This window comes from Lachnospiraceae bacterium JLR.KK002 (assembly GCA_036941025.1).
Taxonomy (GTDB): Bacteria; Bacillota; Clostridia; order Lachnospirales; family Lachnospiraceae; genus Petralouisia.
Genome location: JAYMNP010000001.1, coordinates 922,029 through 947,953, shown reverse-complemented (window position 1 = coordinate 947,953; position 25,925 = coordinate 922,029). Strand labels below are relative to the sequence as shown.

The window sequence follows — 25,925 nt, the reverse complement described above, 5'->3', positions numbered from 1 at the left end:
ATGTAATTACCTTTGTCCAAAACAATCGTCTGCTGTATCCACTTTTGTATTTGAACAAATGTAATCCCTTTCTGCTCTTTCGTTCCTGAATGGTTCTTTTATCTATTCTAATACAAATGTTCGGAAAATTCAATCCATATTTTTTTTTATTCCATTTTTCAGAAATTTGAGCTATACTGTAACAGACCTATGCTATCTATAAAGGAGAATTATCATGGCTTTTGACGGAATTGTAATTGCAAATTTAGTAAAAGAATTGAATGAAACAGTCATAAACGGCCGAATCAGCAAAATCGCCCAGCCGGAAAATGACGAGCTTCTGCTCACAATAAAAACCTCCCGAACAGAGACAGATAACGTAAAAGGCGGACAGGTGCGGCTCTTATTATCCGCAAGCCCTTCCCTTCCCCTGATTTACCTGACTGACTCCAACAAAACCAGTCCCCTGACAGCGCCGAATTTCTGTATGCTGCTCCGAAAACACATAGCCAACGGGAAAATAATCCGAATTTACCAGCCCCATATGGAGCGTATCATTAATTTTGAAATTGAACATCTCAACGAACTGGGGGACCTCTGCCGCAAAGTTCTCATTGTGGAACTTATGGGCAAACACAGCAATATTATCTTCTGCGATGAGAATCAGAAAATCATTGACAGCATCAAACACATTTCCGCCCAGGTCAGTTCTGTCCGGGAAGTACTCCCCGGAAGAACTTATTTTATCCCGGAAACGCAGGAAAAGTCCAGCCCTCTGTCAGAAACGCAGGAGTCCTTTTCTGAAAAGGTATATCACAGGCCCCTGCCGGTACAGAAGGCTATCTATACCGCTTATACCGGTATCAGTCCGGTCATTGCCTCCGAACTCTGTTTCCGGGCCTCCCTGGACGGCGACCGACCGGCGGAAGCATTGTCAGAAGAAGAAAAACTTCATCTTTTCCACCACTTTTCCTGGATGATGGAGGACGTCCGGGAAGGAAATTTCCGTCCAAACCTGATTCGCAACGGAAAAGAACCGGTGGATTTCTCCGCAGTGGAACTGACACAGTACGGAGACTTTACCAGAACAGACTGTTCTTCCATTTCTGAAGTGCTGGAAACTTTCTACGCCGCCAGAAATGTATACACCCGAATCCGTCAGAAATCTGCCGATTTGCGCAAAATCGTAAACACTCTGCTGGAGCGGGGCCGAAAAAAATACGATTTACAGCAAAAACAGTTAAAAGATACGGAAAAACGGGACAAATATAAAGTATACGGAGAACTTATCAACACTTACGGATACAATCTGGAAGAAAATGCAAAAAAGCTGAAAGCTCTCAATTACTATACAAATGAAATGATTTCCATTCCTCTGGACGACCAGCTTACTCCTCAGGAAAATGCCCGGAAATACTTCGACCGGTACAATAAATTAAAACGCACTTATGAGGCACTGACAGAACTGCTTCAGGAAACCCAGGAAGAAATCCTTCATCTGGAATCCATTTCCACTTCCCTGGATATTGCCGTTTCTGAGGAGGATCTGACCCAGATTAAAGAGGAACTTGTGCAGTTTGGCTATATCAAAAAGAAACACGCCGGCAAAAAAGAAAAAATCAAAAGCAGGCCTTTTCATTACCTTTCCTCCGACGGCTATCACATGTACGTGGGAAAAAATAATTTCCAGAACGATGAGCTCACTTTTAAATTTGCAGCGGGAAATGACTGGTGGTTCCATGCAAAAGGAATGCCAGGCTCCCATGTGGTGGTAAAAACCAACGGCGACGAACTGCCGGACCGTACTTTTGAGGAAGCCGGACGGCTGGCGGCCTACTACTCCAACGGACGGGGAACGGACAAGGTGGAAATTGACTATATCGAAAAAAAACATGTGAAAAAGCCCAATGGCAGCAAGCCGGGATTCGTCGTGTATTACACCAATTATTCTCTGATTGCCTCCCCGGATATCAGTGATATACAACCGATTACCGACTGATATTTCATGGAATTTTCTGTTAAATTCGGAAAGAACTGCATGTCTAATCCTGATTTCTGTGCATATACTATCCTCGTAACCAACGGGTTACACCATATCATCTTCGGATGATTCACACAGGAAAAAGTAAAGCAGAAATTGTTCAGAAACAAAAGACAACAGGAGGTAACGATATGTCTAATTCATCTAACAAAGCGGTAGTACCGGAAGCAAAAAGCGCACTGGATAAGTTTAAATTCGAAGTTGCAAACGAAATCGGCGTGCCTTTAAAAGATGGCTACAACGGAGATTTAACCTCCAGACAGAACGGTTCTGTCGGCGGTTATATGGTGAAGAAAATGATCGAAGCCCAGGAGAGACAGATGTCTGGCAAATAACAGGAAACTTCCGTTTATACTCAGACAATCAGAAAGCAGGCGTCAGAATATTCTGGCGCCTGTTTTTTGGCCCTGTCAGCTTTGTTCACAGATTCACTGTTTCAGCCTGCCGGTTCAGATACCCCTGTATCTGCTCCCGTATTCTCTCATGGTCCGGCTGAGTAAGCTGCCGGTCTTCTGACAGCAGCAGATTCGCCTCCTCCGAGGCCTGCTTTAACAAATCGGCGTTCTGATAAATATCACCCAGACGAAATTCCAGCAGTCCGCTCTGACGGATTCCGAAAAAATCCCCCGGCCCCCGCAGTTTCAGATCTTCTCCTGCAATAAGGAAGCCATCGTTGGATTTATTCAGGATTTCCAGACGCTTTTTTGCCTTATCGGAGTCGGTGGTGTTAATCATGATACAATAGGACTGGGCCTCTCCCCTGCCCACCCGGCCCCGGAGCTGATGAAGCTGGGCCAGACCAAACCGCTGGGCGTCTTCTATCATCATTACCGTGGCATTGGGCACATTAACCCCCACCTCAATCACCGTGGTGGATACCAGCACCTGGATTTCATTCCGGGCAAACTGCTCCATAATCAGATTCTTTCTGCCGGATTTCATTTTTCCATGCAGAGATTCCACCACAATCTCCGGGGGAAGTTCATCCTGCAGAATTCTGGCGTAATCTGTCACATTTTCCGCCTCCAGGCCCTCGCTTTCTTCCACCAGGGGGCAGATTACATAAGCCTGATGTCCCATGGCAATCTCTTTTTTCAGAAAATCATAAGAGGTTTTTCGGGAAGTTTTTCCCACTACGCAGCTTTTTACCGGAAGCCTCCTGGCCGGTACTTCATCAATCACGGAAATATCCAGATCTCCGTACAGAATAATGGCAAGGGTTCTGGGAATAGGCGTCGCGCTCATCACCAGCACATGAGGCTGTGAACCTTTAAGAAACAATGTTTCCCGTTGCTTTACTCCAAACCGATGTTGTTCGTCTGTGATGACCAGGGCCAGATTGTCGTAAAGTGCCTGCTCCTGTATCAGCGCGTGGGTCCCGATAATCATGGCATTGGCATACAGCTGCATCCTTTCATAAGCGTGCTGCTTCTCCTTTTTCGTCAGAGAGCCCGTCAGAAGAATCACCGGAATCCGCAGTCCGTGCTGTTCACAAAGATCCGTAAAGGTCTGATAATGCTGCATGGCCAGCACTTCTGTGGGAGCCATCAGGGCAGACTGGTAACCTGCCTGAGCCGCATCCAGCATGGCCAGAAAGGCAATGATGGTTTTCCCGGAGCCAACATCCCCCTGCACCAGCCGCTGCATAACCTTCCTGCCCCGTAAATCCTGCCGGATTTCCAGCAGGGTGCGTTTCTGTGCTTCTGTCAGACGGTAGGGAAGCTGTTCCATTACAGCATCCGCCCAGAGCTTCCGGTTTTCCGGCAACAGCTCCGATGCCGGATTCTCCGAATCTGTGTCCGTCTCCGGATATTCCAGCGGAAGAAAGGAAAATTCATTCAGCACTTCCTCCATCTGCTCTTTCTGCAGCCCCGCAGAAAGAATAAACTGGAAAAATTCGTCAAAAATCAGCCGCTTTCTTGCCTGCTCCAGAGCTTCCTCGCTTTCCGGAAAATGAATATTTTCCAGGGCAAAATTATATTCTGCCAGCTGACGCCGCATTCTGATATCTTCCGGCAGATAATCCACCGACAAATCCAGCTCCTCCAGAGCCTTGCGGATGGTCTGGGAAAGTTTGTTTTTGCCAAGTCCCGCCGTCAGGGGATAACAGGGCCAGAGGCATTCCTGCATGGATTCGTATTTCTCCGGCAAAAATACCTGAGGCTGCTCCATATGAAACTGTTTTCCTTTCCTGACAATTTTGCCCAGAAATACAAACCAGCTTCCCGGTTTCAGGGTATTTTTCAGATATGGCATACGGAACCATACCAGGTCGGCTTTCACGTCCTTCTCCTGTAAAACCAGGGAAGTCACCTGCATGCTGCGGGCTGCCCGCACCACAGGGCTTTTCTCAATGCGCGCCGCAACTGCGGCTGTTATCTCAGTTTCTTTTACAAGCTCCGGCAGTTCTGACAGAGGGGTGATGGGCGGCAGTTTTTCATAATCCCTGGGATAATGAAGGAGTATATCACCAACGGTGTATACTCCCAGATTATGAAATAACTGTTCTGTTTTCGCGCCAATCCCTTTCAGCGTGCCGATACCGGATGTTTTCTCCATGGGATTGCTCCTTTGCTGTTATTCTACGGAAATCACATAATAGTAGATAGGCTGTCCGCCGAAGTGCACCTCCACTTCACAGTCCGGATATGTTTCTTCCAGTTCGCTGCCTAACTGCTGAGCGGTTTCTTCCTTAATTTCCTCTCCGTAATAGATACTGATAATGGCAGACTCTTCATCCACAAGCTGAGCCACCAGTTCCCGGATAACCGCATCCATATCTTTCCCCACAGAGAGAATGGAGCTGTCGCCCATGCCCATATAATCTCCCTGTCTGATGGATTTGTCTTCAATCAGCGTATCGCGCACCGCATAGGTCACCTGCCCGGTTTTCACACTGGACAGTTCTTCTGTCATCCGTGCCGCATTTTCTTCCGGGCTGCTGTCCGGCATAAAGTTAATCAGGGCTGTAATCCCCTGAGGTACTGTTTTGGTGGGAATTACAAATATATTTTTTTCTTCAATGAGAGAAGCAGCCTGATTTGCCGCAAGGATTATATTTTTATTGTTCGGCAGGATGAAAATATTATCCGCATTCACATCCTCGATGGCGTTAAGCATATCTTCCGTACTGGGATTCATGGTCTGGCCGCCGGCAATAATATAATCTACCCCCAGCCCCTTGAAAATCTCATTGATTCCCTCACCGATGGATACGGAAATAAAGCCCATATCCTTTTTTGGCGCTTTCTGTGCCTCTGCAAGGGCGTCTTTTTCCGAACGCTTCTTCTCGTCTGCTTTTTTCTGCTCTGCTGCGGCTTTTTCCGCATCCTTAATCAGTTTCTCCTGATGCTCTTCCCGCATATTATCAATCTTCATCTTACTCAAAGAGCCATATTCCAATGCCCGCTGAATAGCAAGTCCGGGATCATTGGTATGTACATGGACCTTTGTAATTTCATCATCTGCAACCACCACAATAGAATCGCCGATAGATTCCAGATATGCCTTGAAATCCATCTCATCCTTTTCTTCCATCGGCCGGTTCAGTACAATGATAAATTCCGTACAATAACCAAATTTAATATCCTGCTCTGTCTGCTGAGAAATTTTTACCACGCCGCTTCCTGTGGAGGAGGCTTCGATTGTATAGTCAATTTCTTTTCCCATCAGGGCGTCGTAAGCGCCTTTTAATACGGTAACCAGCCCCTGTCCGCCGGAATCCACCACTCCCGCCTGTTTCAGAACCGGAAGCATTTCCGGAGTCTGGCTCAGCACATAATCCGCATGTTTGATTACTTCATCCATAAATACTGCAAGATCATCGGTTTCTCCAATCAGCTCCAGCGCTCTGTCTGCGCCTCCTTTGGCCACCGTAAGAATGGTACCTTCCTTGGGCTTCATAACTGCCTTGTAGGCTGTCTCCACTGCTTTCTGCAGAGCGTCGCACAAAATCACCACGTCAATCACTTCATATTTGCTGATTCCTTTGGTAAATCCACGGAACAGCTGAGATAAGATGACGCCGGAATTACCTCTTGCTCCCCGTAAAGAACCGGAAGAAATTGCTTTTGCCAGAGAAGCCATATCCGGTGATTCTCCCAGATTGCTCACTTCCGCCGCCGCTGACATAATCGTCATGGTCATATTGGTTCCCGTATCTCCGTCCGGAACGGGAAACACATTCAGTTCATTAATCCATTCTTTTTTCGCTTCCAGATTTTTGGCTCCGGCCAAAAACATTTTTGCAAGTAACGGTGCATCTACTGTAGTTATCGCCACTTCTCTTTCCTCCTTAATCAATCACTCTGACACCTTCCACGAAGATGTTGATTTTCTCGATTTCCATACCGGTAAACTCTTCTACCCGATACTTCACCGTACTGATCAGATTATCAGAAACAGTAGAAATACTTACTCCATAAGAAACAATCACATGAAAATCCAGGGTAATCCTGTTGTCCTTCAACGTAACATTTATTCCATGATTCAGGTAATCCTTTTTCAGGAGCCTCACCAGACCATCCTTCATATTCACAGCAGCCATGCCTACAATTCCAAAACATTCCACTGCCACAGAACCTGCGTAAATTGCGATTACATCTGTATCAATTAACACTTTTCCGTATTGTGTGTCCACTTGTCCTTTCATAACATAACCTCCAACATAATTGAGTAACCGGAAATACTTTTCCTCGTTAAACCATAAAAAACTGTTCCTCCGTCTTTCCGTCTCAGACTCGAAAAAATACTCTGTATTTTTCCTCGTTAAACCATAAAAAACTGTTCCTCCGTCTTTCCATCTCAGACTCGAAAAAATACTCTGTATTTTTCCTCGTTAAACCATAAAAAACTGTTCCTCCGTCTTTCCATCTCAGACTCGAAAAAATACTCTGTATTTTTCCTCGTTAAACCATAAAAAACTGTTCCACAGTTTTTTATGGTTTATATTATAACCGTTTTTGCCGGAAAATGAAACAATATTTTCTCTTTTTATAAAAAATTCATTTTTCCCTTGCATTCTGTCCATGTTTCTGTTAGAATGACTTTGTTGTGAGTTCATACAGGATATGGCTTAATAAATCGCAGGGAGGTGCAATTATGGCAAAATGTAGTGTTTGTGGAAAAGCTGCACATTTCGGAAAGAATGTCAGCCATTCTCATAGAAGATCCAACAGAATGTGGAAATCCAATATCAAATCCGTAAGATGTAAAGTAAACGGAGCTTCTAAGAAGATGTATGTTTGTACTTCTTGCTTAAGAAGCGGAAAAGTTGAAAGAGCTTAGTTGTTCTTGCCTTTAGAAAGAATCTTGCCTGCAGGATTCTTTTTTTTATTCTACAGGAAAGACTTGTCACGCTAATGCGTGAAAGTGTCTTTCCTGTAGAATAAAAATTACGATGCGCACTCGCATGAATGGAATAATGCCGCTGAAGCGACCATGCTCGGCGCGCCAAAATGCGCAAGCCCACTTTGTTCTTCTATCAGGACAGACCTTGTCGCGCTAATGCGTGAAAGAATCTTTCGTGTAGAATAAAAATCAGATACGCACGCGTGCAGGAGGGTTTTCCTAACAGCAGAAAAGATTATACCCAAGCAGCAGCAATACCAGAATAATCAGTATTCCAAGCACTTCATTTGGCAGAAAAATCATAATTGCCATTCCCACCGCTATCCAGAACAGAATAAAACCAATCAGACGTTTCATGCCATCACCGAAAAGAGCATATATTACTTCTAATATATGCTCTCTGTTCTGAAACAATTCCGGTGAACCTTACACCTTTATTCCTCTGTTTTCTCATCCTTCGGAATATTTAACTGTTCCGCCAGTTCCTGAGCCGCTGCTTCTCTGGCTTCTTCTTCTGCTTTGGATTTCTTCTTTGCAGCGTTCTTTTCGGTAAATTTATTTACCAGTTCCGGTACCATATCCAGAATCTTGGTAATGCTGTCCTGATTCTTAACATTCACCAGTTTGGTAACACCGTTCTGGATTACCAGCACGGCGCTTGGGGTAATTCTCCCGCCCAGTCCTCCGGCCGCATTATTCTTCTTATCATGGCAGAATGCGCCTGCGCCTACTCCAAAGGAAACCTCTATCAGCGGGAGAATAATGGTATCTCCGATGTGCACCGCTTCTCCTACTACCGTCTTTGTGGTAATGAAACTGTCCATTCCCTTAAATAAAGACTGTACGGTTGTGTTAAAATTATTTTCCTGCATGGCATAAACCTCCTGTTATTTTCTTATATTTTTTATTAGTTGTCGTATATTTTTATTTGTAATCAGCCGGAATCCGGAAAGAGGTACATGCAATATCCGGATATGGCCTTTGACGCTGATATTTCCTTTCAGGTAAAAATCTTCCGCCGCAAAGTCCGGCATCACTACGATTCGATATCGGCTCCAGCCTGGAAAAAGGCTTATGGCTCCCAGCACTTTTCCTGTCTGATCCGGTTTTTTCATTGCAAACCTCACGGTTCCATATACCTTTTTCGGGGAATAATGGCGCAGCAGATACCGAACCTCACCCAGCAGCACCCGAAGGGCATTTTGATTAGTTTCTTCCAAAATCATGTTTTTTATGTTTTCAATCTGCTCTTTCACAGTGGCAGTACCGGTTCTGATATCCTGCGCCCGCTGTCCCAGACCCTGAAATCCGTCCTTTCCGCCAGAACGTCCTGATTTTTTTCCGCTGCGGGAACTTTGTTTTCTGCCCCGGTGCTTTCTGCGCTTCTCTTTCTTTCCCTTTTGCTCCCTGTCCTCTTCCTCTGACGGAAGCATGTCCGTATCTGATAAAGGTTCTTCCACCTCCGTCTGAACGGAATTCCGGGTATCCTTCTCTGCTTCTTCCGGAAGAAAAAGCGTTTCTTTTTCTTCAGAAAGGTTTTCTTCTGCCTGTTTTCCGGAGGATTTTTCTGCTTTTTTCTCTTTCCCCTTATCCGGCTTTTCCTTTTTATCCTTTTCCGGCTTTTCCTTATTAAGCGGAATGGGAATTCCCAGAATACGCAGCCGGAAAGAAACATCTTTCTGTCTGTAAAAAATCCGCACATCCACCAGATGAAACAGCCAGTGAATCACCGCTTTGCCTTCCACTTCGTCCTGTGCTTTTATATTGAAACCATACCGGACCGGAACCGACAGGAATACAATAACCAGCAACAGCAGGACAGCCAACAGAATACCCAGCGCTTTCAAAATCAGGAACAGGATTTCCATTTATGCCCCTTCCTGAGCTGCTCTCTGTGTTTTTCCAGAAAGTATTCTCTTACTCTGAAATCTCCGGTCTTCTGGTATACGTCCATCACAATCATTCCTGCCAGTTCCATGGCATTTTCATATCCCTTATCCACTCCCACAATCAGAAGCTCGGATTTGGGATAATACTTCTGCATCAGCTCCCAGGAAGGAATAATATCCAGCAGGTTCCCCGGACTGCTGCTGACCGCAATCACATAAATCCCAATCTGTCCTGCATGGTGGAGGATTTTCCATTTTATTCTTTCCTTTTTCCCTGCGATGCTTTCTCCCGCATAATATTCCTTATACCAAGTCATTAATCTCTCCTAAAAAAGGCGCCCCGTTTCATGAGCACCTTTTCCTGTGTGTAACCGTCTGGCACATCGTCGTAGCGGATGTGCTAGAAATATTTTCTGTTGCCCCAAAGATTACTTTTTTTCAAATCCAGATATTCATTATATGCTTTTTCCAGTATCTGCTTCTCATTGGCAAAACGAAGCAGATGGTAGGCCTCGTGAAATTTGTAGTATCCTGAATCAACAAAATATTCTTCCCGTTGTGGTTTGCTGTAATAACTGTCTGCCATCATAAGGTACCAGTGGACATCCTTTTCCACCGTGTCGTCCGGAACCGTAAACGTATACTGGCTCTTTCCCACATATTTAATAATGGAGGCGTCCACTCCGGTTTCTTCCAGCACCTCTCTGGCCGCCGTCTCCCGGTATTCTTCTCCTGGCTCTACAGTTCCCTTTGGAAGTACCCATCCTTCATATTTGTTCCTGTAATTTTTATACAAAAGCAGAATCTTTCCGCGAAATATTACCACACCACCACAACTCGTTGCTTCAATCATTGCAATACCTCCTGATGTGGTTTATAGAACTTTGCAATTAGTATACCCCTTTTTCCAGTATCTTGCAAGATTTTTCTGCTATTCCATGGGGATAGCTGTTATTACCGGCTGAAATACCGGTCAAACACCTGTTTTGCAATGGGAACTGCTGTGCTGCTTCCGGCGCCGCCTTTTTCCACTATTACCGTAACCGCAATGGTCTCTTTTCCCTCTGCGGAAGCATATCCGGTAAACCAGGCATGGCTCTCGGATTTATTGCTGCTGAACTCGGCAGAACCTGTTTTTCCGGCTGCCTGATAACTCTGGCCGCTTAATTTGGAACCGGTTCCCTCCTGAACCACCAGCGCCATGAATTCCTGCAGCTTTGCCGCTTCTTCCTCCGATATCAGAGCGCCATACCGGGAAGGCTTATATTCCTTTACCGTAATTCCCTTATAATTTTCTGTCCGGTCAATCACATAAGGCCGCATCAGAATACCCTGATTGGCGATGGCAGAAGTAATCATGGCCATATGTATGGGAGTGACCAGAGTTTTGCCCTGTCCAATGGCAGTCTGGGTCACTTCGTCTGTACTGGAATCCTCTTTCAGTACAAAACTGCTCTTATTAAAGGGATAGGATATGGGCAGGTTTTTCTGGAACAGCATACTGTCACAAAGCTGCTGAAATGCCTTTTTATCCAGTCCCAGCCCGATATTGGCATAAGAGGTATTACAGGATTTTGCAAAGGAGGTTTCCAGATTCTCCGTCCCGTGCACCGCATGATTATAACAGTGAATTTCCGTATTTTCCATGGAAATACTTCCGGTACACTCATAGGAATAATCCTGATAATTCTCATGTTCCCGAAGATATTCCAGTGTGGTGAGAATTTTAAAGGTGGAGCCGGGAGGATACAGTCCCTGGGTCACCCGGTTCACCAGCACGGAATTGTCGTCCTCCGTATCGGCAATAATGCTGTCCCATTCCGCTTCTATGGTATTGGGGTCAAAATCCGGTCTGGAAACCATGGCAAGGATTTTCCCTGTGGCAGGCTCCAGCACCACAATGGCTCCGCGATTGCTTCCCAGCGCCTGATATGCCGTCTCCTGCAGACCGTAATCCAGGGTGGTAACGATATTATCCCCTGGATTTTTCTGATTCTGAATGCCGTTAACCACCTGTTCCAGAGCAAATGCATGGGAGCGGAGCAGGCTGAAATTACCAAAGGATTCAATTCCGGATTTTCCATTGCTGTCATACCCTACCGCATGGGCAAACATACTGCCATAGGGATACTGCCTGGTTTCGCTGCCGTCCTCTCCCACCAGGGTCTGTGCCAGTACTTTTCCGTCTGCCGAGAGGATTTCGCCCCGCACCACATGTTCGGAAAAAGTATTCTGCCTGGCATTATAAGGGCTGTTGATGAAATCCTCGCTTCTGAATACCTGAAACCAGACGAAATACCCCATCATCATCATAAACATTCCCACAAACAGATAGGTAATAATGGCAAATTCTCTGTTTTTTTCCCGATTAGTCGAAGTCCTGGATTTTCGTTCCGTGGATGGTTTCTTCATGGGATGAAATTCCTCCTTTCCTGCCGGGCCGTTTCTTCCCCTGTTTTTTCTTTTCTTTCCCGATTTCTTCCGTCTTTGTCTCCTGTCCGGGCTGACGCTCCTTCTTTCCCGGCTTCCGGCCTGGTGTCTCCTGGGAAATCTCTCCTTCCGCCTGGTCTCGTTCCCGCATGAGATACAGTCCCTGGATAATGGCAAAAATCATCAGCGTACTAAGCAGGGAACTGCCTCCATAACTGACCAGCGGAAGAGTCACTCCGGTAGATGGAATAAATTTGATATCCCCGCCTATGGAAAGGAAAATCTGAAACCCGTAAATAGTTCCCAGTCCCAGCGCCACCAGTTTATAGAAGAAATCTTTTATCTGCATGGCAATATTCAAAAACATCAGAAAGCAGCTCACGCAGACCAGAATCAGGCAGATGGCAAAAATTCCTCCCAGTTCTTCCGCAATAGCCGAAAAAATAAAATCCTGTTTTACTTCCGGTATTTTGTAAGGCATTCCCTGGTTCAGTCCCATGCCAAACCATCCCCCTGTTCCGATGGCAAACAGGGAATTGGATATCTGATTCCCTTCTCTCTCAAAGACCGCCAGGGGATCCTGCCAGGCCACCACCCGGACCCTCACATGATTAAAGAGGAAGTAAGCCGCCACAGAAGCCGCCGCACCGCAGACCAGCCCGCCGGCAAAATAATACAGCTTCCTGGTGGCCACATACAGCATGACCATATAGGCAATAAAGAAAATCAGTCCGGCTCCCAAATCTCTGGACAGAACCAGAATCACCACATGCAGCGCCGCCACCACCGTGGCCTTTACCACCTGCGAGAACTCCGTAGACTCATAGAACATGGACGCTACAAAAAAAACAAATATAATTTTAATAAATTCTGAGGGCTGTACCGTAATGCCCGCCACAGAGAACGACAGTTTTGCCCCTTTGGAAACCGCTCCCAGTACGGCCACCACGCCCAGCATGGTAATACCTGCCAAAGCATACATCCAGGTCAGGCTTCGGACAAATTTCCAGCGGCTGATAAAATATGGAATCAGCATGGTAACAGCCATGGAAATCACAGCGATGGTAAACTGCTTGACCGCGTGCTTATAAGACAGCCGGGTCAGAATTACAAATCCAATGCACATCAGCATACACATGTTATTGACCACAAGTCTGGAAACCCGTTTATAAAAAATACCATAGCAAATCTGCACCGCTGCAAAAAATACCACCTGTTCCAGATAGAATTTCAGCAAATCCCGGTTTTCTGTGGACAAAAACAGAACCGCATAGGCATTCAGATGAAACAGATACATGTAAACAACCTGTTTGCGGAACTTCCAGCTCTGCTCCTCCGCATCCACATTCCGCTTTAACGCGGAAAAACACTGCCAGGTGTACAGCGCAAACAATATGATCATGGTATACCTGGATAATTCCGTAATTAAATGCACCATAAACTATTCGACTCCTCGCTTAAAATGACCGTTTGTATAATTTTCCGGACAAAGCTGCCTGCCTGAATTTCCGGAACATGCCTGCCGCAGGAGAACAAAAATATCTTCCGTCTCTTTCCGGTTCTCCATGGTAAAGGAAAGCCGGAGTCCTGCCGGCCGCAGGGAAGATATTTCCCCCATATGATGGAACAGGGACAGCGGACTGATGTTGTAAATCACGTTGTAACAGTCCTGGCAGCGGTTTTTCACCGGAAACAGCTTTCCATACCGGTCTTTCAGATAAGAGAGAGTTTCTTTCCGGCTGCATCCGGCCGTATTCTTATGTACACACTGGCTGCTCACCATCAGAGGCTGATACCCATAGAGAATCATCTCCCCGGTTCTGCAGTCATGCTCCTTTAACTCCTGAACATTCAGTTCTGCCGGAAGGGTAAACTGAGACAGATGAAGTTCGGAAAATTCCTGTAAGGCTTCTCCGGAAAATACATACAGGCTGTAATCTCCCTGCATTCGTTCCGGACTCACGCCTCGCTCTTTCAGAAATTGAATCTCCTCATAATTTCTTACCAGATACCCGTCCGGGCCTGCTGTTTCAATCTCCGGCCAGCATCTTTCAAACTGCCGGGCCGTTTCCATACGGAAAATATAAGGCAGCGCAGGCCAGCATTCTTTTCCTGCTTCATGGGCCTGTCCCGACAAAACGGACAGCTGCTCTGCAAACTGATTCCCGAAACCTGTTACAAAATCCGGATAAATCCGGGATACTTCCGGCTGTTCCAGTGCAGCCTGAAACTGTTCCGGTGTTTCTGTCAGTACGCGGATTTCCGGAATCTGATGCTGCGCCTTCTCCAATAATTCCGGTACAGAAGAAGATGCCTCTGTCTGTTCCGATGTGATTTTCCGGGAAGCCGCAGGTTCTGCCTGTTCCGGTTTCCGGACAGTCCTTCGGTATTTTCTCAGAATTTCTTCCTGAAGTTTTGACAGCCCTTCCCGGCGAATCCGGTTAAAAGCGCCTGCGGAAACAAAAGCCTGTCCTTCCAGCTCCACCTGAAGTTCTTCAAATACAAAAGGTGTATTTCCGGTCCTTTTCATTTTATCCAGCACCGTTTCCTGAGTCAGGGGCTGGTTTTGGGCTGGCTGCACCTGTTCCCCCGTCACTTCTGTCCGTATATCTTTATATTCTAGCACAAGATAAAGGGGATTTCCTGCTGAAACTCTTAAGATTCCCTTTATTTTTTCTTTATGCTCCTGCTGCGCAGGTTCCGGCAGCCGCATCGCATGCTTTTCATGGGAAGGTTTTGAAAATGTTATCATGCTTTTCCCGTTATGTCTGGTATAATATCCGTCCGTAAAGCCGCAGCGGCTGCCGAGATTCCGCAAAATTGTTTTGTCCTCCCCGGACACTTTATATGGTTCTTCCGGATGTTCCTCATAAAGGTCAATGTACTTCCGATACATTGCAGTAACGCCTGCAGCATACTCCGCCTGCTTCATCCGCCCTTCGATTTTAAAGGAATATACTCCGCTCTGAATCAGCCTGGGAATCAGTTCAATGGCACATAAATCTCTGGGACTGAGCAGGTAAGTCCCTTTCTGCTTTCTGGCAGACTCTCTTTTACTTCCTCCGGGACTTCCGTACAAGGACTCTCCCCTGCTGTTACAGAGTTCCCAGGGCAGACGGCAGGGCTGGGCGCATCTGCCCCGGTTCCCGCTTCTCCCGCCAATCATGCTGCTCAGCAGACATTGTCCGGAATAGCTGTAACAGAGAGCTCCATGGACAAAGCTCTCAATCTCTGCTCCGGTAGTTTTATATATATTGGAAATTTCTTCCAGAGACAGTTCCCTGGCAGTGACAATCCGGCTGCATCCTGCTTCCAGCAGCAGTTTCGCCCCGTAAGCTCCCGTAATGTTCATCTGGGTACTGGCATGAATGGGAAGTTCCGGAAAATGCTCCCGTACAAAATGCAGTACGCCCATATCCTGTACAATTACTCCGTCCAGGCCCGATTCATAAAGGGGACAGAGATACTCGTACAGTTTTTCCAGTTCCCTGTGTTTTAACAGGGTGTTTACCGTAAGATACAGGCGTTTTCCCTTAAGGTGAAGGTAGTCCAGTCCTTCCAGCAGTTCTTTTTCCGTAAGATTATCCGCATAGGCTCTGGCTCCAAACCGCTGCCCCGCCGCATATACTGCATCTGCTCCTGCCAGGGCCACTGCCTTTAATATATCAAAAGAACCTGCCGGGGATAAAAGTTCCGTCTTTTTTCCGGTTCTGTTCATCATATTTTTCTCCATAATTTCCTTACGCACCCCTGTGCATAAAAAGTGACTCAAACGACCTTATCTGTCCTGAGCCACCTTTTTTCAGCCGGAATAATTCCCATGTTCTCTCTCTTCCTTCTCCTTTGGTTCATCCGGCAGTTTCTCCTCTCCCTGAGGCTTCTTTCTGTCTTTATGTACGGGTTCCGGCACTTTCTTCTGTCCGCCTGCGTCCTCTCCGCCGGATATTTTTTTCTGTCCGCCTGCGTCTCCTCTGCCGGATACTTTTTTCTGTCCGCCCGCGTCTCCTCCGTTGAATGATTTTTTCTGTCCGCCCGCGTCTCCTCCGTTGGATGATTTTTTCTGTCCCGCCGTATCTCCTTCGCCGGCTCCTTTCTTCTGCCTTTCACTTTCTCCTGCGCCTGCTTTCGGCTCCGGAGGAGCCTGTCCCTTTACTTTGCCAAGAAGGGCATCTTCCAGAGCGGATTCCAGTTTTGCCTTGTTCAAAAGGAGCTTCCGGTTTTCCTTTTCCAGTTCTGCAGTTGCCTTTTCACTGCTCTCTGCCTTAATTCTCAGAGAAATCAATTCATGTTTTAACTCATACAGTTCCTTTTCCTTCTCTCTTACGTCCCGGTCCAGCTTCTCTGCCTGTTCTCTGGCCTTAAAATAATCATCTGCAATATTCAGCTGTACCAGTGTGGATTTGGTTTCCACCGGAAAACGCCGGAACTGTTCCATCTCGTCAAATTCATTTATTTTATTATTAATATAATTTGCCACTTTCTGCAAATAATCTTCGCTCTCGTAACCGCTTAACGTATAAATTTTTCCTCCAATTAAAACATCGGCACTTGTTTTTGCTGACATACATTCATCCTTTCCTCACAACCCAAATATCTTCCCGGTTCTTTTTCATTATACCTGATTTCCAAAGAAAAACAACATTATTTTGCAATTCCAAAGTGCCCGTAGGCAAAATCCGTCACCATTCGTCCTTTGGGCGTACGGTTGATAAAGCCGTTTTTTACCAGATAAGGTTCGTATACATCTTCGATGGTTCCGGAATCTTCCCCCAGAGCCGCTGCCAGGGTATCAAGCCCTACCGGGCCTCCCTGAAATTTTTCTATCATGGTCATTAAAATATTCCGGTCGTTCTGGTCCAGACCAAATTTATCCACTTCCAGTAAATCCAGTGCAAATACTGCCACTTCCCTGGTGATTTTCCCGTCGTATTTCACCTGAGCAAAGTCACGCACCCGTTTCAGCAGGCGGTTAGCCAGTCTTGGTGTGCCTCTGGAGCGCCTTGCCAGCTCAAACGCTCCTTCTTCGTCAATTTCCACTTCCAGCTTCCGGGCAGAATGCAGAACAATCGTCTTTAATTCCTCCGGATTATAAAATTCCAGATGATGTATCACGCCGAAACGGTCTCTCAGAGGTGCGGAAAGGAGACCCGCCCGTGTGGTTGCGCCCACCAGGGTGAAGTGGGGCAGATCCAGGCGGATGGAACGGGCGCCGGCTCCTTTTCCAATCATAATATCAATTACATAATCTTCCATGGCAGGATAAAGCACTTCTTCCACCTGACGGTTCAGGCGATGGATTTCATCCACAAACAGAATGTCCCCTTCCTGCAGCCCGCTTAAAATGGCCGCCATTTCTCCGGGCTTTCCTATGGCCGGTCCGGAGGTGATTTTCATATGTACTCCCATCTCATTTGCAATAATTCCGGCCAGGGTGGTTTTGCCCAGTCCGGGAGGCCCGTAAAAGAGCACATGGTCCAGAGACTCTTTCCGTCCTCTGGCCGCTTCAATATAAATTTTCAGCGTTTTCTTCGCTTTTTCCTGTCCAATATATTCCTCCAGCCGCCGGGGCCGCAGACTGGTCTCTATTTTCAGGTCTTCTTCCTGAATCTGAGTGGAAATCACACGTTTTTCCATGAAAGATATTCCTTTCTTATCTAACTGTCATTATGTTCCGTCGTCCATTCATCAGGCATGGTACCATCGTTACTGTCACCATGCAGCAGAATTTCCCGGCAAACTGCTACAGCAATGCCATCTGCTTTAAAGCTGCCTTCAGCACCTCTTCTACGGTAATATCCGGGGTAAATTCCACGCTGTTTACCGACTTTAAGGCTTCTGAAGAGGAATACCCCAGGGCAGTCAGTGCCTGAACAGCTTCGCTCTTTATTCCGGAAAGGGATTCTGCCTGTTCTGCTGCCACATGGGCGGTTTTCAGCTCCAGGACATCTTCTAACTTTAACCTGTCCTTTAACTCAAGAATCACTCTCTGCGCTGTCTTGCTGCCGATTCCCGGAGCTTTTGCAATAGCTTTTGCATCCTCTCCCAGCACCGCAAAACGCAAATCGTCCGGCGTCATTACCGACAACACCGCCAGTGCGCCTTTGGGGCCTATTCCGCTGACTCCCAGCAGCAGCCGGAAAATGTTCCGGTCATCTCTGGTGAGAAACCCGTACAGCTCCATTACTTCTTCTTTTACATGAAGGTAAGTATAAACTTTAACTGTCTGGCCGGTTCCGGTAAAATGGTCTGTCATACTGGCAGGAATATGAACCTCGTAACCGATATCATTCACTTCCACTACAATCATATCATCCAGAATCTCAACCAGTTCACCTTTCAGATAAGAATACATGATGTTTACTCCTCATTCAGATTGTACGGTCCAAAAAGGATTCCGCCATTTCACCGTAAAAATAAAATCCCTTACATTCCTTTAACTTCACGTTTACGATTTTTCCAACCAGTTCACTGGTTCCAGGGAAATGTACCACAAAATTATTGCTGAGTCTTCCGGTTACCAGGGTTTTATCCTGCTCATTCACCTCTTCTACCAGAACAGGTTCTGTGGCTCCGGTAAGGGCCCCTGCCTTTCGGGCAGCATTTTCCTGCACTTCTTTCAGCAGCCGGTCAAACCTGTCCTTTACCACATTTTCCAGTACCTGCTGTTCCATGGACGCCGCCGGAGTCCCGGTCCGCCTGGAATAAATAAAGGTAAAGGCACTTTCATATCCCACCTTACGCACCACATCCATGGTTTCCCGGAAATCTTCTTCCGTCTCTCCCGGAAATCCCACAATAATGTCTGTGGTAAGGGCAAGCCCCGGCACTGCCCTGCGAAGTTTTTCCACCAGTGCAAGATACTGCTCTTTATCATAATGGCGGTTCATTTCCTTCAAAATCCGGCTGCTTCCGGACTGGAGGGGAAGATGAAGGTGTCTGCAAATCTTTTTCGAGTTCCCCATCACTTCAATCAGTTCATCCGACAGGTCTTTCGGGTGGGAAGTCATGAACCGGATACGTTTAATTTTTTCGATTTTCTCTATTTTTTTTAATAATTCTGCAAAACTTACAGGTTCCTTTAAGTTCTTTCCATAAGAATTCACATTCTGTCCCAGCAGCATTACTTCCACCACTCCGTCTTCTGCAAGCTGCTCGATTTCCCGGAGAATATCTTCCGGTTTTCGGCTCCGTTCCCGGCCGCGGACATAAGGCACAATACAATAGCTGCAGAAATTGTTACATCCGAACATGATATTAATTCCTGATTTAAAAAAGTATTTTCTCTCTGCCGGCAAATCTTCCACAATTTTGTCCGTATCTTTCCAGATATCAACCAGCATTCCCGGCTGCTCAAAGGAAGCAGCCAGCAATTCCGCAAATTTATAAATATTGTGGGTACCAAAAACCAGATTCACAAAGGAATAACTTTTTTTTAATTTTTCAATTACTTCCGGCTCCTGCATCATACAGCCGCAGAGAACAATTTTTTTATGGGGATTGTGTTTGCGGGAACCGTTCAGATAGCCCAGACGTCCCCATACCTTGTTATTGGCATTTTCCCGTACCGTACAGGTGTTATAAAGCACCAGATCCGCTTCCTCACTGTCTGTTCGCTTATACCCCACAGTTTCCAGAATACCTGCCAGTTTTTCGGAATCCCTGGCATTCATCTGACAGCCGAATGTCTGAACGAAAAACGTAAAGGAACGTCCTGCCTGTTCCTCCAGTTCCCGGAGACTGCGGCGGCATTTTGCCATGAAATAGTACTGCCTGTCCGGTTCTTCTGCGGGCGGTGCCATATCTAAACTTATTTTATCCAGGTCTGTGTTGTTATACATATTCTTTCTCCCTGTATCATAAAAGAAAACCCCCGAATGTACCGCAAATACTTCGGGGGTTAAATTCTCACACCTTACAGCTGTTCCTGAAATCCCGGTTTATACAGGTGACGCGGTATTCCGTCTACCATAACCGGTGATACGTCGCCCTGTATCAGCGGCTTTACATAAGTTACAAATTCATCCGTCACATAAGTGCCGTCTTTTGTCACCCAGTTTCTGGGCACCAGTTTCTCATCATTTGCAATCTTATGCACATCTTTTACGGCTGTGGTACTCTGATAGGGATCATCTGAAATACGTTCCAGCACTACCATTTTGCCTGTATCTCCCTCATCCGCTGCTTTTACAGCGGCACCGCCTACCTGGTATGCTTCCAGAATATCCACACGGGAAGCAGAATGGGAAGCGGAACGCTGCAGAGTACTCAGTTCGATGGCGCGGGTCTTGCAGCCAATCTCGCCTGCCACAAAATTTGCCAGGTATGCTGCTGTTCCGGAAAGCTGTTTGTGGCCGAAAGCATCCACAAAATCAACGCTGTTCCCAAGCTCACATACATATTTCCCGTCTGCAACCTTGATTCCTTCGGAAACTGCAACTACAACAGAGGATTTCTTTTCCAGCAGCTTACGGATTTTGGCAATAAACTTCTCCAGATCAAACTGCAGTTCCGGAAGATAAATCAGATCCGGACCGGTACTGTCCTCTCCTTTTGCCAGAGCTGCCGCTCCTGTCAGCCATCCGGCATTCCGTCCCATAATCTCAATAATGGTAACCAGTCCCTTGTTGTATTCCAGACAGAAGCTGTCGCAGATAATCTCTTTTACCGAGGTACCGATATATTTGGCAGCACTTCCGTAACCGGGCGTATGGTCTGTCAGCGCCAGATCGTTGTCAATGGTCTTGGGACATCCGATAAACCGCACGGTCTGTCCGGTGATAATGGCATAGTCAGACAATTTCTTAATGGTATCCATGGAATCATTTCCGCCGATATAAATAAATGCCTCTATGTCAAGTTTATTTAAAATCTCAAAAATTTTCTCATAAACACCCATATCTTCATGGATTTCCGGCAGCTTATAACGGCAGGAACCCAGATATGCAGCCGGTGTGCGCTTCAAAAGTTCCGCATCCAGCTCATTCGTGATATGCTCGGAAAGATCTATATAACGTTCCTGAAGAAGCCCCTGAATTCCGTGCAGCATTCCATATACTTTCTTCGCTCCGCGATCCTTTGCTGTTCTGTATACCCCTGCAAGACTTGAATTAATAGCCGCAGTAGGACCGCCTGACTGTCCCACGATAACATTTTTTTTCATACTAACACCTCCGCGTTTATTTGTGCTTTTCGCAAACTCATAGATTATATTATACCAAATAATCAGAGCCTGTACAAGTTTTATTTGGGGAATTTCAGGAGAAATGCATGAATATTTATATAGAAAAGCGCATGGTCTGATACCCCATACGCCTTTTTACTAATCTAAAACTGTTTGCTTATGACAACTGCATCACTGCTGCTTCTATCTCTCTTAATTCATCAAGAGATAATGCAGGAACACAATCAGCAATTTCTTCTAAGGACATTTTACCCTTTTTAATCAATCTTTCGGCTGTTTCCCTTGCCTCACTATTTCTAATATCCTGCTCATATGCTTCCATAATCTGTTCATCATCAAACAATGTCATCATAATATCCACAACCTCCTGTTCCTTGCTAATCAGATACTCACGTAATACATTCCTGTCTTTGCAGATACGGATGGTCCCGTCACCGCCAGCTCTGTATTGCCATGAATTTTTCTTTGTTCGCTGTACACCTTGCAGAAAATAATATACTGCCCGATAATATCTTTCTCATTTTCCTGGTATAAGACCTTCACTTCCACGTCAAAGGCTATCTTCTCCCCGCCAAAAAAATCTTCCCTGAGGGATATTATGTCTGGGATGTTTTTTCTTTCACCTGTGAATATCATATATAGCTCCGGCTTCGGCGCTATTAATTTTTTACTCCCATACCGATTCTGTTTCGTGCGGCTAAAATACTCGTGGTAAGTCTGTGCCAGATACATCAGCGCACGGATGATAATATTGTATGTGAACGTTGTCTGGCTTTCCACCAATACCACTAAATGTCTGCCTACAGAAAACCCCAAATCATTATAATCTGAGTCAACCAACACATGCTTTATAGTGACATCCGCTACCCCATCTTCCGTTGTATCCTTATCCTCCGGGTGAAGTGCCTGATATAGCTGAAGCAGATACTTTTTATCCTGAAATAAATTTGTAAACACACTGTCACGGATTTTTCGCTTTGGCTTATTCCCCGCCATCTCCTGACCCCATTTCCATGCAAATTCCGGTTCTGTTTATAATATAGCATACAAAAAGCGGATGCTCAAAGATTTTCCCTGAAAATCCAGATACCCCATATATTTCTGCAAACCAGGCACGTACATAGTCTGCCATGCCTGAAATGGAATGATACCGTTTCGCCAAAAATATGGCGAAAATAACCGCCCAGCATTCCAAACCGGACGGTCACCTTCAAAAAATCAGGATACCCCGTAGAAAGGGGATGGAACAACAGTTACCAACTGGTACATCGGGATTTACTTCTTAATCCTGCCGCTCACTTTTACCTTGCTCCATGCGCTGTACAAGGTTTCTTTGCCAGATTTCCTGTAACTGCGCATCCTTACATAACACTTCTTGCCTGTTTCCAGCTTTGTGAACGTGTAAGAGGTCTTTGACAGGCTCCTGGATTTCACATTCTTCTTAAATTTCTTATCTGTGCTTACCTGAACCTGATACCCTGACGCCATCTTATCCTTTGCCCACCTCACGGTTAATTTTTGCCTTTCATTGTGTTAGCTGATTTTACGGATGGCTTCCTGGGGCTTACCCTGACGGTTACTTTCTTAGATGCTTTCCTGCCTTGATGGTTATGGCTGCAACTCCAGTGTTTTTGATTGTTACCCTGCCTGTATTCTTATCCACTGCGGCAATCTTTGGCTTTGAACTTGTAAAAGTCATCTTGCTCTTTGATGTGGCATTGATTTTGAAGGGCTTTGCGCCTTATGCCACTTTGTACAAGCTCTTTATCGCCATAAGTAACTTTCACATCTGGATATTTTTCAATGCCATCATATACAAAAGAATCTGGAGATACTGTAATGGAACACTGACTCAAATGAACCATTTTGACCAACTGCGGATATGGGCTTTCCTGTGGGCGTATCTCCCATTCCAGCCATCTATCTCGCTGATTGGAATTTAACTCTGCAAGCAGCCCATCCATATCTGTAGTTTCCTGCGATTCCTCAACACTATAACTATTAAAGACAACCATCGGAGGAAGTCCTCCATTGGCAGAACAGATTCTACGGTTATTCCAATAGCTGATGAAATATCTCCAGATGATTGTCCTGATAAAGTAATTTTTAAGCCTCTTCCATCAATTTCATACGTTCCATAATATTTCGTTCTTTTATCTTCACTTCTTCCAAATCCACAATCTATCCACTCAACAACATAGTCATCATTAAACTTTATTACCTGCACTGAAAAATCAACGACCCCCATATAATATTTATTTGAAAGTATGTTCTCTGATTCCTCCTCATTTTTCTTAGAACAACCTGCTACACTGCTGAAACAAATTACTATTATACAGGACAATGTAGCAATTCTTATTAATAATTTTTTCAACTTACGTTCTCCTTCCATTTTGTTACCTGCGCCTTGTTACCTACTTGTTACCTACCCGTTACCTATGGAATAAATTTTTCCACATCTCAGGGCATTCCAGGACAAATCCCTGTTTTTTATATTTCTTTCAAAAAAGTACCGCAACCCTCAAGATTGCGGTACTTTCCATCCTTTCGGCATTTTTATTTCCAGGATATATTTAGAACTTCCCGGCCTTAGCTGCTTCCTCAATCAAAACAGCCAGCCTTGATTTTATAGGATTTTAATGGCTATTTGTGTGCTACTTGTGTGTAACGCGCCTAAATTTTTATCTATTTTTGAACATTTACAAACACTTTCTTTTTCTCTGCTCAAGCATAATTTCTACCTGTCTTTTATGCTTTTCATATTCTGCCTGTAATTCTGCCCTGCGTAAAGCGATATACTCCACCGTAGAAGTAAACCCATGCTCATTGAATTTATTCATACTGTTTCTGTATGCCCCAGCTTCCACAATATCAAATTTTTCCAATAATTCACGCTTTGCCTTGCCTGTCCGTAACCGCCGCAGTCCTTTTTCTTTTGTCTGTCTTACTCGCTCTATAGTTATGCCCTGCTCCCTGGCTACTGCTGCCATTGTCCGATTATTTATGAATATCTCTTTTATTATGCTATTCTCTCTATCGCTTGTATAGCGCTCAACAATGCCCCATAATTGGCTTTTAGAATGTTCGGCATACATTTTGTCTATTGTTTCATCTTCAAGGCTAAAATCGGCTTGTATGGTATCGGAAAGTGTCAAACTGTTATCGTCTGCTAAAGGGGTATCTAAACTGGCTACCCCTTGCATCTGTATTTTCAATTCCGGCAGCAGTCCTACAGGTACACGCATTTTATCAGCTATTTCATTGTCTGTCGGCATTCTGCCTAATTCCTGTTCTAACTCCTGTACGGTTTTCTTGTAACATGCTATTTTCTGCCTTGTGTGGCTCGGTATTCGCACCGTAGAGCCGCATTTTTCAAGATACCGCTGTACTGACTGTTTTATCCAGTATTCCGCATAAGTCATAAACCGCACATTTGCAGACGTTTCATAATGCTGTACCGCTTCCCACAATCCAAAATAGGATTCCTGCACTAAGTCCTCCATAGGCTCATAGGCGGCATATGGTTTTATGAATTTCTTAATCAATGGCAGATTGCTTTATACAGTAATTGCATATAATCCGTTACAGAATAACCGTTCCTAATTTCAGAAACAATTTGCTCATTCGTCATTGTAATGCATCTACCCCTTTGCTATAATTTGAGTAGATGCAGGATATAAAGAGAAGTCAGCCCACAAAAGCAACGACTTCTCTTTTATTTTATCACAAAACCGCCTTTTTGCATATTTTAAAAATATTTCAGAATGGCAGCAGGACTAAGCCTTTTTGAAAATGCTCGGTAATTTGACACGCTTACTACCACTATGCGACGTTTCCCTATAAAACCCCCACCGCATGATATTTTGTGTAAAAACAAAAGGCAGCAGTCCATTATGAACCCTGCCTAAACAATCCTTATTCTGCTTTCAATTCTCTTTTATATTTATAGAATGTATTTCTTGCAAGCCCTATCAGCTTCATGCAATCCGCATCTGACAATGCACCATTAAAATCCTTGCTGTGTTTCTGTATCTGCTTCTTTGCTTCAATAGATTTCTTTGTTGTCAGCTTTGCTCCCTGCTTCTGTCCGATCTGCTTACCGTTTAATCTCGCTGTTTCTATACCCTCTTTTGTCTTCTGGTGCAAGTCCTGTACTTCTTTCTCCGACTGCTCAAAAGCAAGTCTTATCTGTTCCTTTGCAAGCGACATAAAGTACTTATTCACGCCCTCTAAGATAAAGTCAACATTTGTTCCGGTCATTGATATATTGCTTTCTAATGCTTTCTTATATGTGCTTGTGTTGATATGCGGCTCTTTCAGAAATACAAGCTCTATGCCCTTATTATATAATTCCTCATACAGACAAAAACCCTCATCCGCATTCCTGCTCATTCGTGATACACTATCAAAGATAATAGTATCTCCTGCTTTGGCTTTCTTATACAACTTATTCCATTCTGGTCTGTCCTGCTTTGTTCCTGTATATACTTCCTGTATTATCACAGCCTTATCATAACTGCCCTTAATATTTCTAATCTGCCTGTCAATACTCTGCTGTTTTGTACTTATCCGGCAATATCCATACACACACATAATCAATGCCCTCTCTTTCAGTATCACTTCTATCGTTCGTCTGTTTTGATACTTCTATTTTACTTCTTATTATTGTTGTTGTCAATAACTTTTGATACTATTTTTATATACATTACTTTTAATACTCAACAGGCATAGAGACAATACCTAATTTCGGCATTGACATATAGTACTATATATGATACTATAGTGTAAGAAAGGAGATAATCACAGTGCCAAACGTAAAAAAGCTAATTGAAAAAATGAAGCAACAGCCAAATGGAATGCGACCAGAAGAAATAGACAAAGTTTTAGCAGCATATGGCTATCTTCCGGCAAGGCAAAAAGGAAGTCATAAGCATTATCTGAATAAAGAAACAGGAGATTTGATAACAATAAAACAAGAAAATCCATTAAAAAAAGCTTATGTCGTAGATGTGCTGAATAGGATAGGGGAATAATCCCCTTATCCCGGCATAGCATA

28 protein-coding genes are annotated in these 25,925 nt (G+C 44.9%); 4 read left to right on the top strand and 24 right to left on the bottom strand.

The features are described 5' to 3' along the window. Window positions 1–214 precede the first annotated feature (214 nt). Together VSQ32_04495 and VSQ32_04490 are read left to right on the top strand one after the other, a co-directional pair. Entirely contained in the window at window positions 215–1,978 is a 1,764-nt protein-coding gene (locus tag VSQ32_04495) for an NFACT RNA binding domain-containing protein (protein ID MEH2942136.1), read from the top strand. 173 nt (window positions 1,979–2,151) lie between these two features. Continuing rightward, entirely contained in the window at window positions 2,152–2,355 is a 204-nt protein-coding gene (locus VSQ32_04490; protein MEH2942135.1) for an alpha/beta-type small acid-soluble spore protein, read from the top strand. An 85-nt stretch (window positions 2,356–2,440) separates the two neighbouring features. Here VSQ32_04490 and recG read toward each other — a convergent pair whose 3' ends face one another. From recG to VSQ32_04475, 3 genes are read right to left on the bottom strand one after another with little or no spacing between them, the layout of a single operon-like run. Beyond that, window positions 2,441–4,579 (bottom strand): ATP-dependent DNA helicase RecG, encoded by a 2,139-nt coding sequence (gene recG, locus VSQ32_04485; protein MEH2942134.1) that lies wholly within the window; start codon window positions 4,577–4,579, stop codon window positions 2,441–2,443. Between the two features lie 18 nt (window positions 4,580–4,597). After that, window positions 4,598–6,301 (bottom strand): DAK2 domain-containing protein, encoded by a 1,704-nt coding sequence (locus VSQ32_04480; GenBank protein ID MEH2942133.1) that lies wholly within the window; start codon window positions 6,299–6,301, stop codon window positions 4,598–4,600. Window positions 6,302–6,314: 13 nt separating this feature from the next. Continuing rightward, the gene (locus VSQ32_04475) at window positions 6,315–6,671 is read right to left on the bottom strand and encodes an Asp23/Gls24 family envelope stress response protein (protein MEH2942132.1); all 357 of its coding nucleotides are present in this window, start codon (window positions 6,669–6,671) and stop codon (window positions 6,315–6,317) included. Between the two features lie 449 nt (window positions 6,672–7,120). Between VSQ32_04475 and rpmB the strand changes: the two genes are divergently transcribed. Next, window positions 7,121–7,306, top strand: a complete 186-nt coding sequence (gene rpmB, locus VSQ32_04470; protein MEH2942131.1) for a 50S ribosomal protein L28 — start codon at window positions 7,121–7,123, stop codon at window positions 7,304–7,306. 282 nt (window positions 7,307–7,588) lie between these two features. On the opposite strand, the gene VSQ32_04465 is transcribed toward rpmB, so the two are convergent. The 21 genes from VSQ32_04465 to VSQ32_04365 form a co-directional block, all read right to left on the bottom strand. Further along, complete coding sequence (locus tag VSQ32_04465; protein ID MEH2942130.1) at window positions 7,589–7,783, bottom strand: hypothetical protein; 195 nt, start codon at window positions 7,781–7,783, stop codon at window positions 7,589–7,591. 20 nt (window positions 7,784–7,803) lie between these two features. Further along, complete coding sequence (locus VSQ32_04460; protein ID MEH2942129.1) at window positions 7,804–8,241, bottom strand: GerW family sporulation protein; 438 nt, start codon at window positions 8,239–8,241, stop codon at window positions 7,804–7,806. A 15-nt stretch (window positions 8,242–8,256) separates the two neighbouring features. After that, window positions 8,257–9,237, bottom strand: a complete 981-nt coding sequence (locus VSQ32_04455) for a hypothetical protein (GenBank protein MEH2942128.1) — start codon at window positions 9,235–9,237, stop codon at window positions 8,257–8,259. Then, window positions 9,219–9,575, bottom strand: coding sequence for a hypothetical protein (locus VSQ32_04450; GenBank protein MEH2942127.1), 357 nt, complete (start codon window positions 9,573–9,575; stop codon window positions 9,219–9,221). The genes VSQ32_04455 and VSQ32_04450 overlap by 19 nt, the downstream gene beginning before the upstream one ends. 83 nt (window positions 9,576–9,658) lie before the next feature. Beyond that, window positions 9,659–10,111: an NUDIX hydrolase gene (locus VSQ32_04445; GenBank protein ID MEH2942126.1), complete on the bottom strand. Its 453-nt coding sequence runs from the start codon at window positions 10,109–10,111 to the stop codon at window positions 9,659–9,661. A gap of 101 nt (window positions 10,112–10,212) precedes the next feature. Then, entirely contained in the window at window positions 10,213–11,670 is a 1,458-nt protein-coding gene (locus VSQ32_04440; protein MEH2942125.1) for a penicillin-binding transpeptidase domain-containing protein, read from the bottom strand. After that, window positions 11,627–13,126, bottom strand: coding sequence for an FtsW/RodA/SpoVE family cell cycle protein (locus VSQ32_04435; GenBank protein MEH2942124.1), 1,500 nt, complete (start codon window positions 13,124–13,126; stop codon window positions 11,627–11,629). Before VSQ32_04435 ends, VSQ32_04440 begins: the two co-directional genes overlap by 44 nt. Before the next feature lie 3 nt (window positions 13,127–13,129). Next, window positions 13,130–15,409, bottom strand: coding sequence for a U32 family peptidase (locus VSQ32_04430; protein MEH2942123.1), 2,280 nt, complete (start codon window positions 15,407–15,409; stop codon window positions 13,130–13,132). 81 nt (window positions 15,410–15,490) lie between these two features. Continuing rightward, window positions 15,491–16,252 (bottom strand): cell division protein ZapA, encoded by a 762-nt coding sequence (gene zapA, locus VSQ32_04425; protein ID MEH2942122.1) that lies wholly within the window; start codon window positions 16,250–16,252, stop codon window positions 15,491–15,493. 77 nt (window positions 16,253–16,329) lie between these two features. After that, entirely contained in the window at window positions 16,330–17,322 is a 993-nt protein-coding gene (ruvB, locus tag VSQ32_04420) for a Holliday junction branch migration DNA helicase RuvB (GenBank protein MEH2942121.1), read from the bottom strand. A 106-nt stretch (window positions 17,323–17,428) separates the two neighbouring features. Beyond that, entirely contained in the window at window positions 17,429–18,040 is a 612-nt protein-coding gene (ruvA, locus tag VSQ32_04415) for a Holliday junction branch migration protein RuvA (GenBank protein ID MEH2942120.1), read from the bottom strand. Window positions 18,041–18,056: 16 nt separating this feature from the next. Then, the gene (gene miaB, locus VSQ32_04410) at window positions 18,057–19,526 is read right to left on the bottom strand and encodes a tRNA (N6-isopentenyl adenosine(37)-C2)-methylthiotransferase MiaB (protein ID MEH2942119.1); all 1,470 of its coding nucleotides are present in this window, start codon (window positions 19,524–19,526) and stop codon (window positions 18,057–18,059) included. 74 nt (window positions 19,527–19,600) lie between these two features. Then, window positions 19,601–20,848, bottom strand: a complete 1,248-nt coding sequence (locus tag VSQ32_04405) for a 6-phosphofructokinase (GenBank protein MEH2942118.1) — start codon at window positions 20,846–20,848, stop codon at window positions 19,601–19,603. Between the two features lie 178 nt (window positions 20,849–21,026). Continuing rightward, a complete protein-coding gene (locus VSQ32_04400) occupies window positions 21,027–21,221 on the bottom strand; it encodes a hypothetical protein (GenBank protein ID MEH2942117.1) in 195 nt (64 codons plus the stop codon). Between the two features lie 29 nt (window positions 21,222–21,250). Beyond that, window positions 21,251–21,865: a hypothetical protein gene (locus VSQ32_04395; protein MEH2942116.1), complete on the bottom strand. Its 615-nt coding sequence runs from the start codon at window positions 21,863–21,865 to the stop codon at window positions 21,251–21,253. A 279-nt stretch (window positions 21,866–22,144) separates the two neighbouring features. Next, window positions 22,145–22,378, bottom strand: a complete 234-nt coding sequence (locus tag VSQ32_04390; GenBank protein MEH2942115.1) for a hypothetical protein — start codon at window positions 22,376–22,378, stop codon at window positions 22,145–22,147. A gap of 67 nt (window positions 22,379–22,445) precedes the next feature. After that, window positions 22,446–22,568 (bottom strand): hypothetical protein, encoded by a 123-nt coding sequence (locus VSQ32_04385; protein ID MEH2942114.1) that lies wholly within the window; start codon window positions 22,566–22,568, stop codon window positions 22,446–22,448. Further along, the gene (locus VSQ32_04380; GenBank protein ID MEH2942113.1) at window positions 22,525–22,833 is read right to left on the bottom strand and encodes a hypothetical protein; all 309 of its coding nucleotides are present in this window, start codon (window positions 22,831–22,833) and stop codon (window positions 22,525–22,527) included. The genes VSQ32_04385 and VSQ32_04380 overlap by 44 nt, the downstream gene beginning before the upstream one ends. Continuing rightward, complete coding sequence (locus VSQ32_04375; protein ID MEH2942112.1) at window positions 22,809–23,243, bottom strand: hypothetical protein; 435 nt, start codon at window positions 23,241–23,243, stop codon at window positions 22,809–22,811. Before VSQ32_04375 ends, VSQ32_04380 begins: the two co-directional genes overlap by 25 nt. A gap of 325 nt (window positions 23,244–23,568) precedes the next feature. After that, a complete protein-coding gene (locus tag VSQ32_04370; protein MEH2942111.1) occupies window positions 23,569–24,414 on the bottom strand; it encodes a sigma-70 family RNA polymerase sigma factor in 846 nt (281 codons plus the stop codon). Between the two features lie 370 nt (window positions 24,415–24,784). Further along, the gene (locus VSQ32_04365) at window positions 24,785–25,462 is read right to left on the bottom strand and encodes a recombinase family protein (GenBank protein ID MEH2942110.1); all 678 of its coding nucleotides are present in this window, start codon (window positions 25,460–25,462) and stop codon (window positions 24,785–24,787) included. Window positions 25,463–25,674: 212 nt separating this feature from the next. Between VSQ32_04365 and VSQ32_04360 the strand changes: the two genes are divergently transcribed. Then, window positions 25,675–25,902, top strand: a complete 228-nt coding sequence (locus VSQ32_04360; GenBank protein ID MEH2942109.1) for a type II toxin-antitoxin system HicA family toxin — start codon at window positions 25,675–25,677, stop codon at window positions 25,900–25,902. Window positions 25,903–25,925 lie beyond the last annotated feature (23 nt).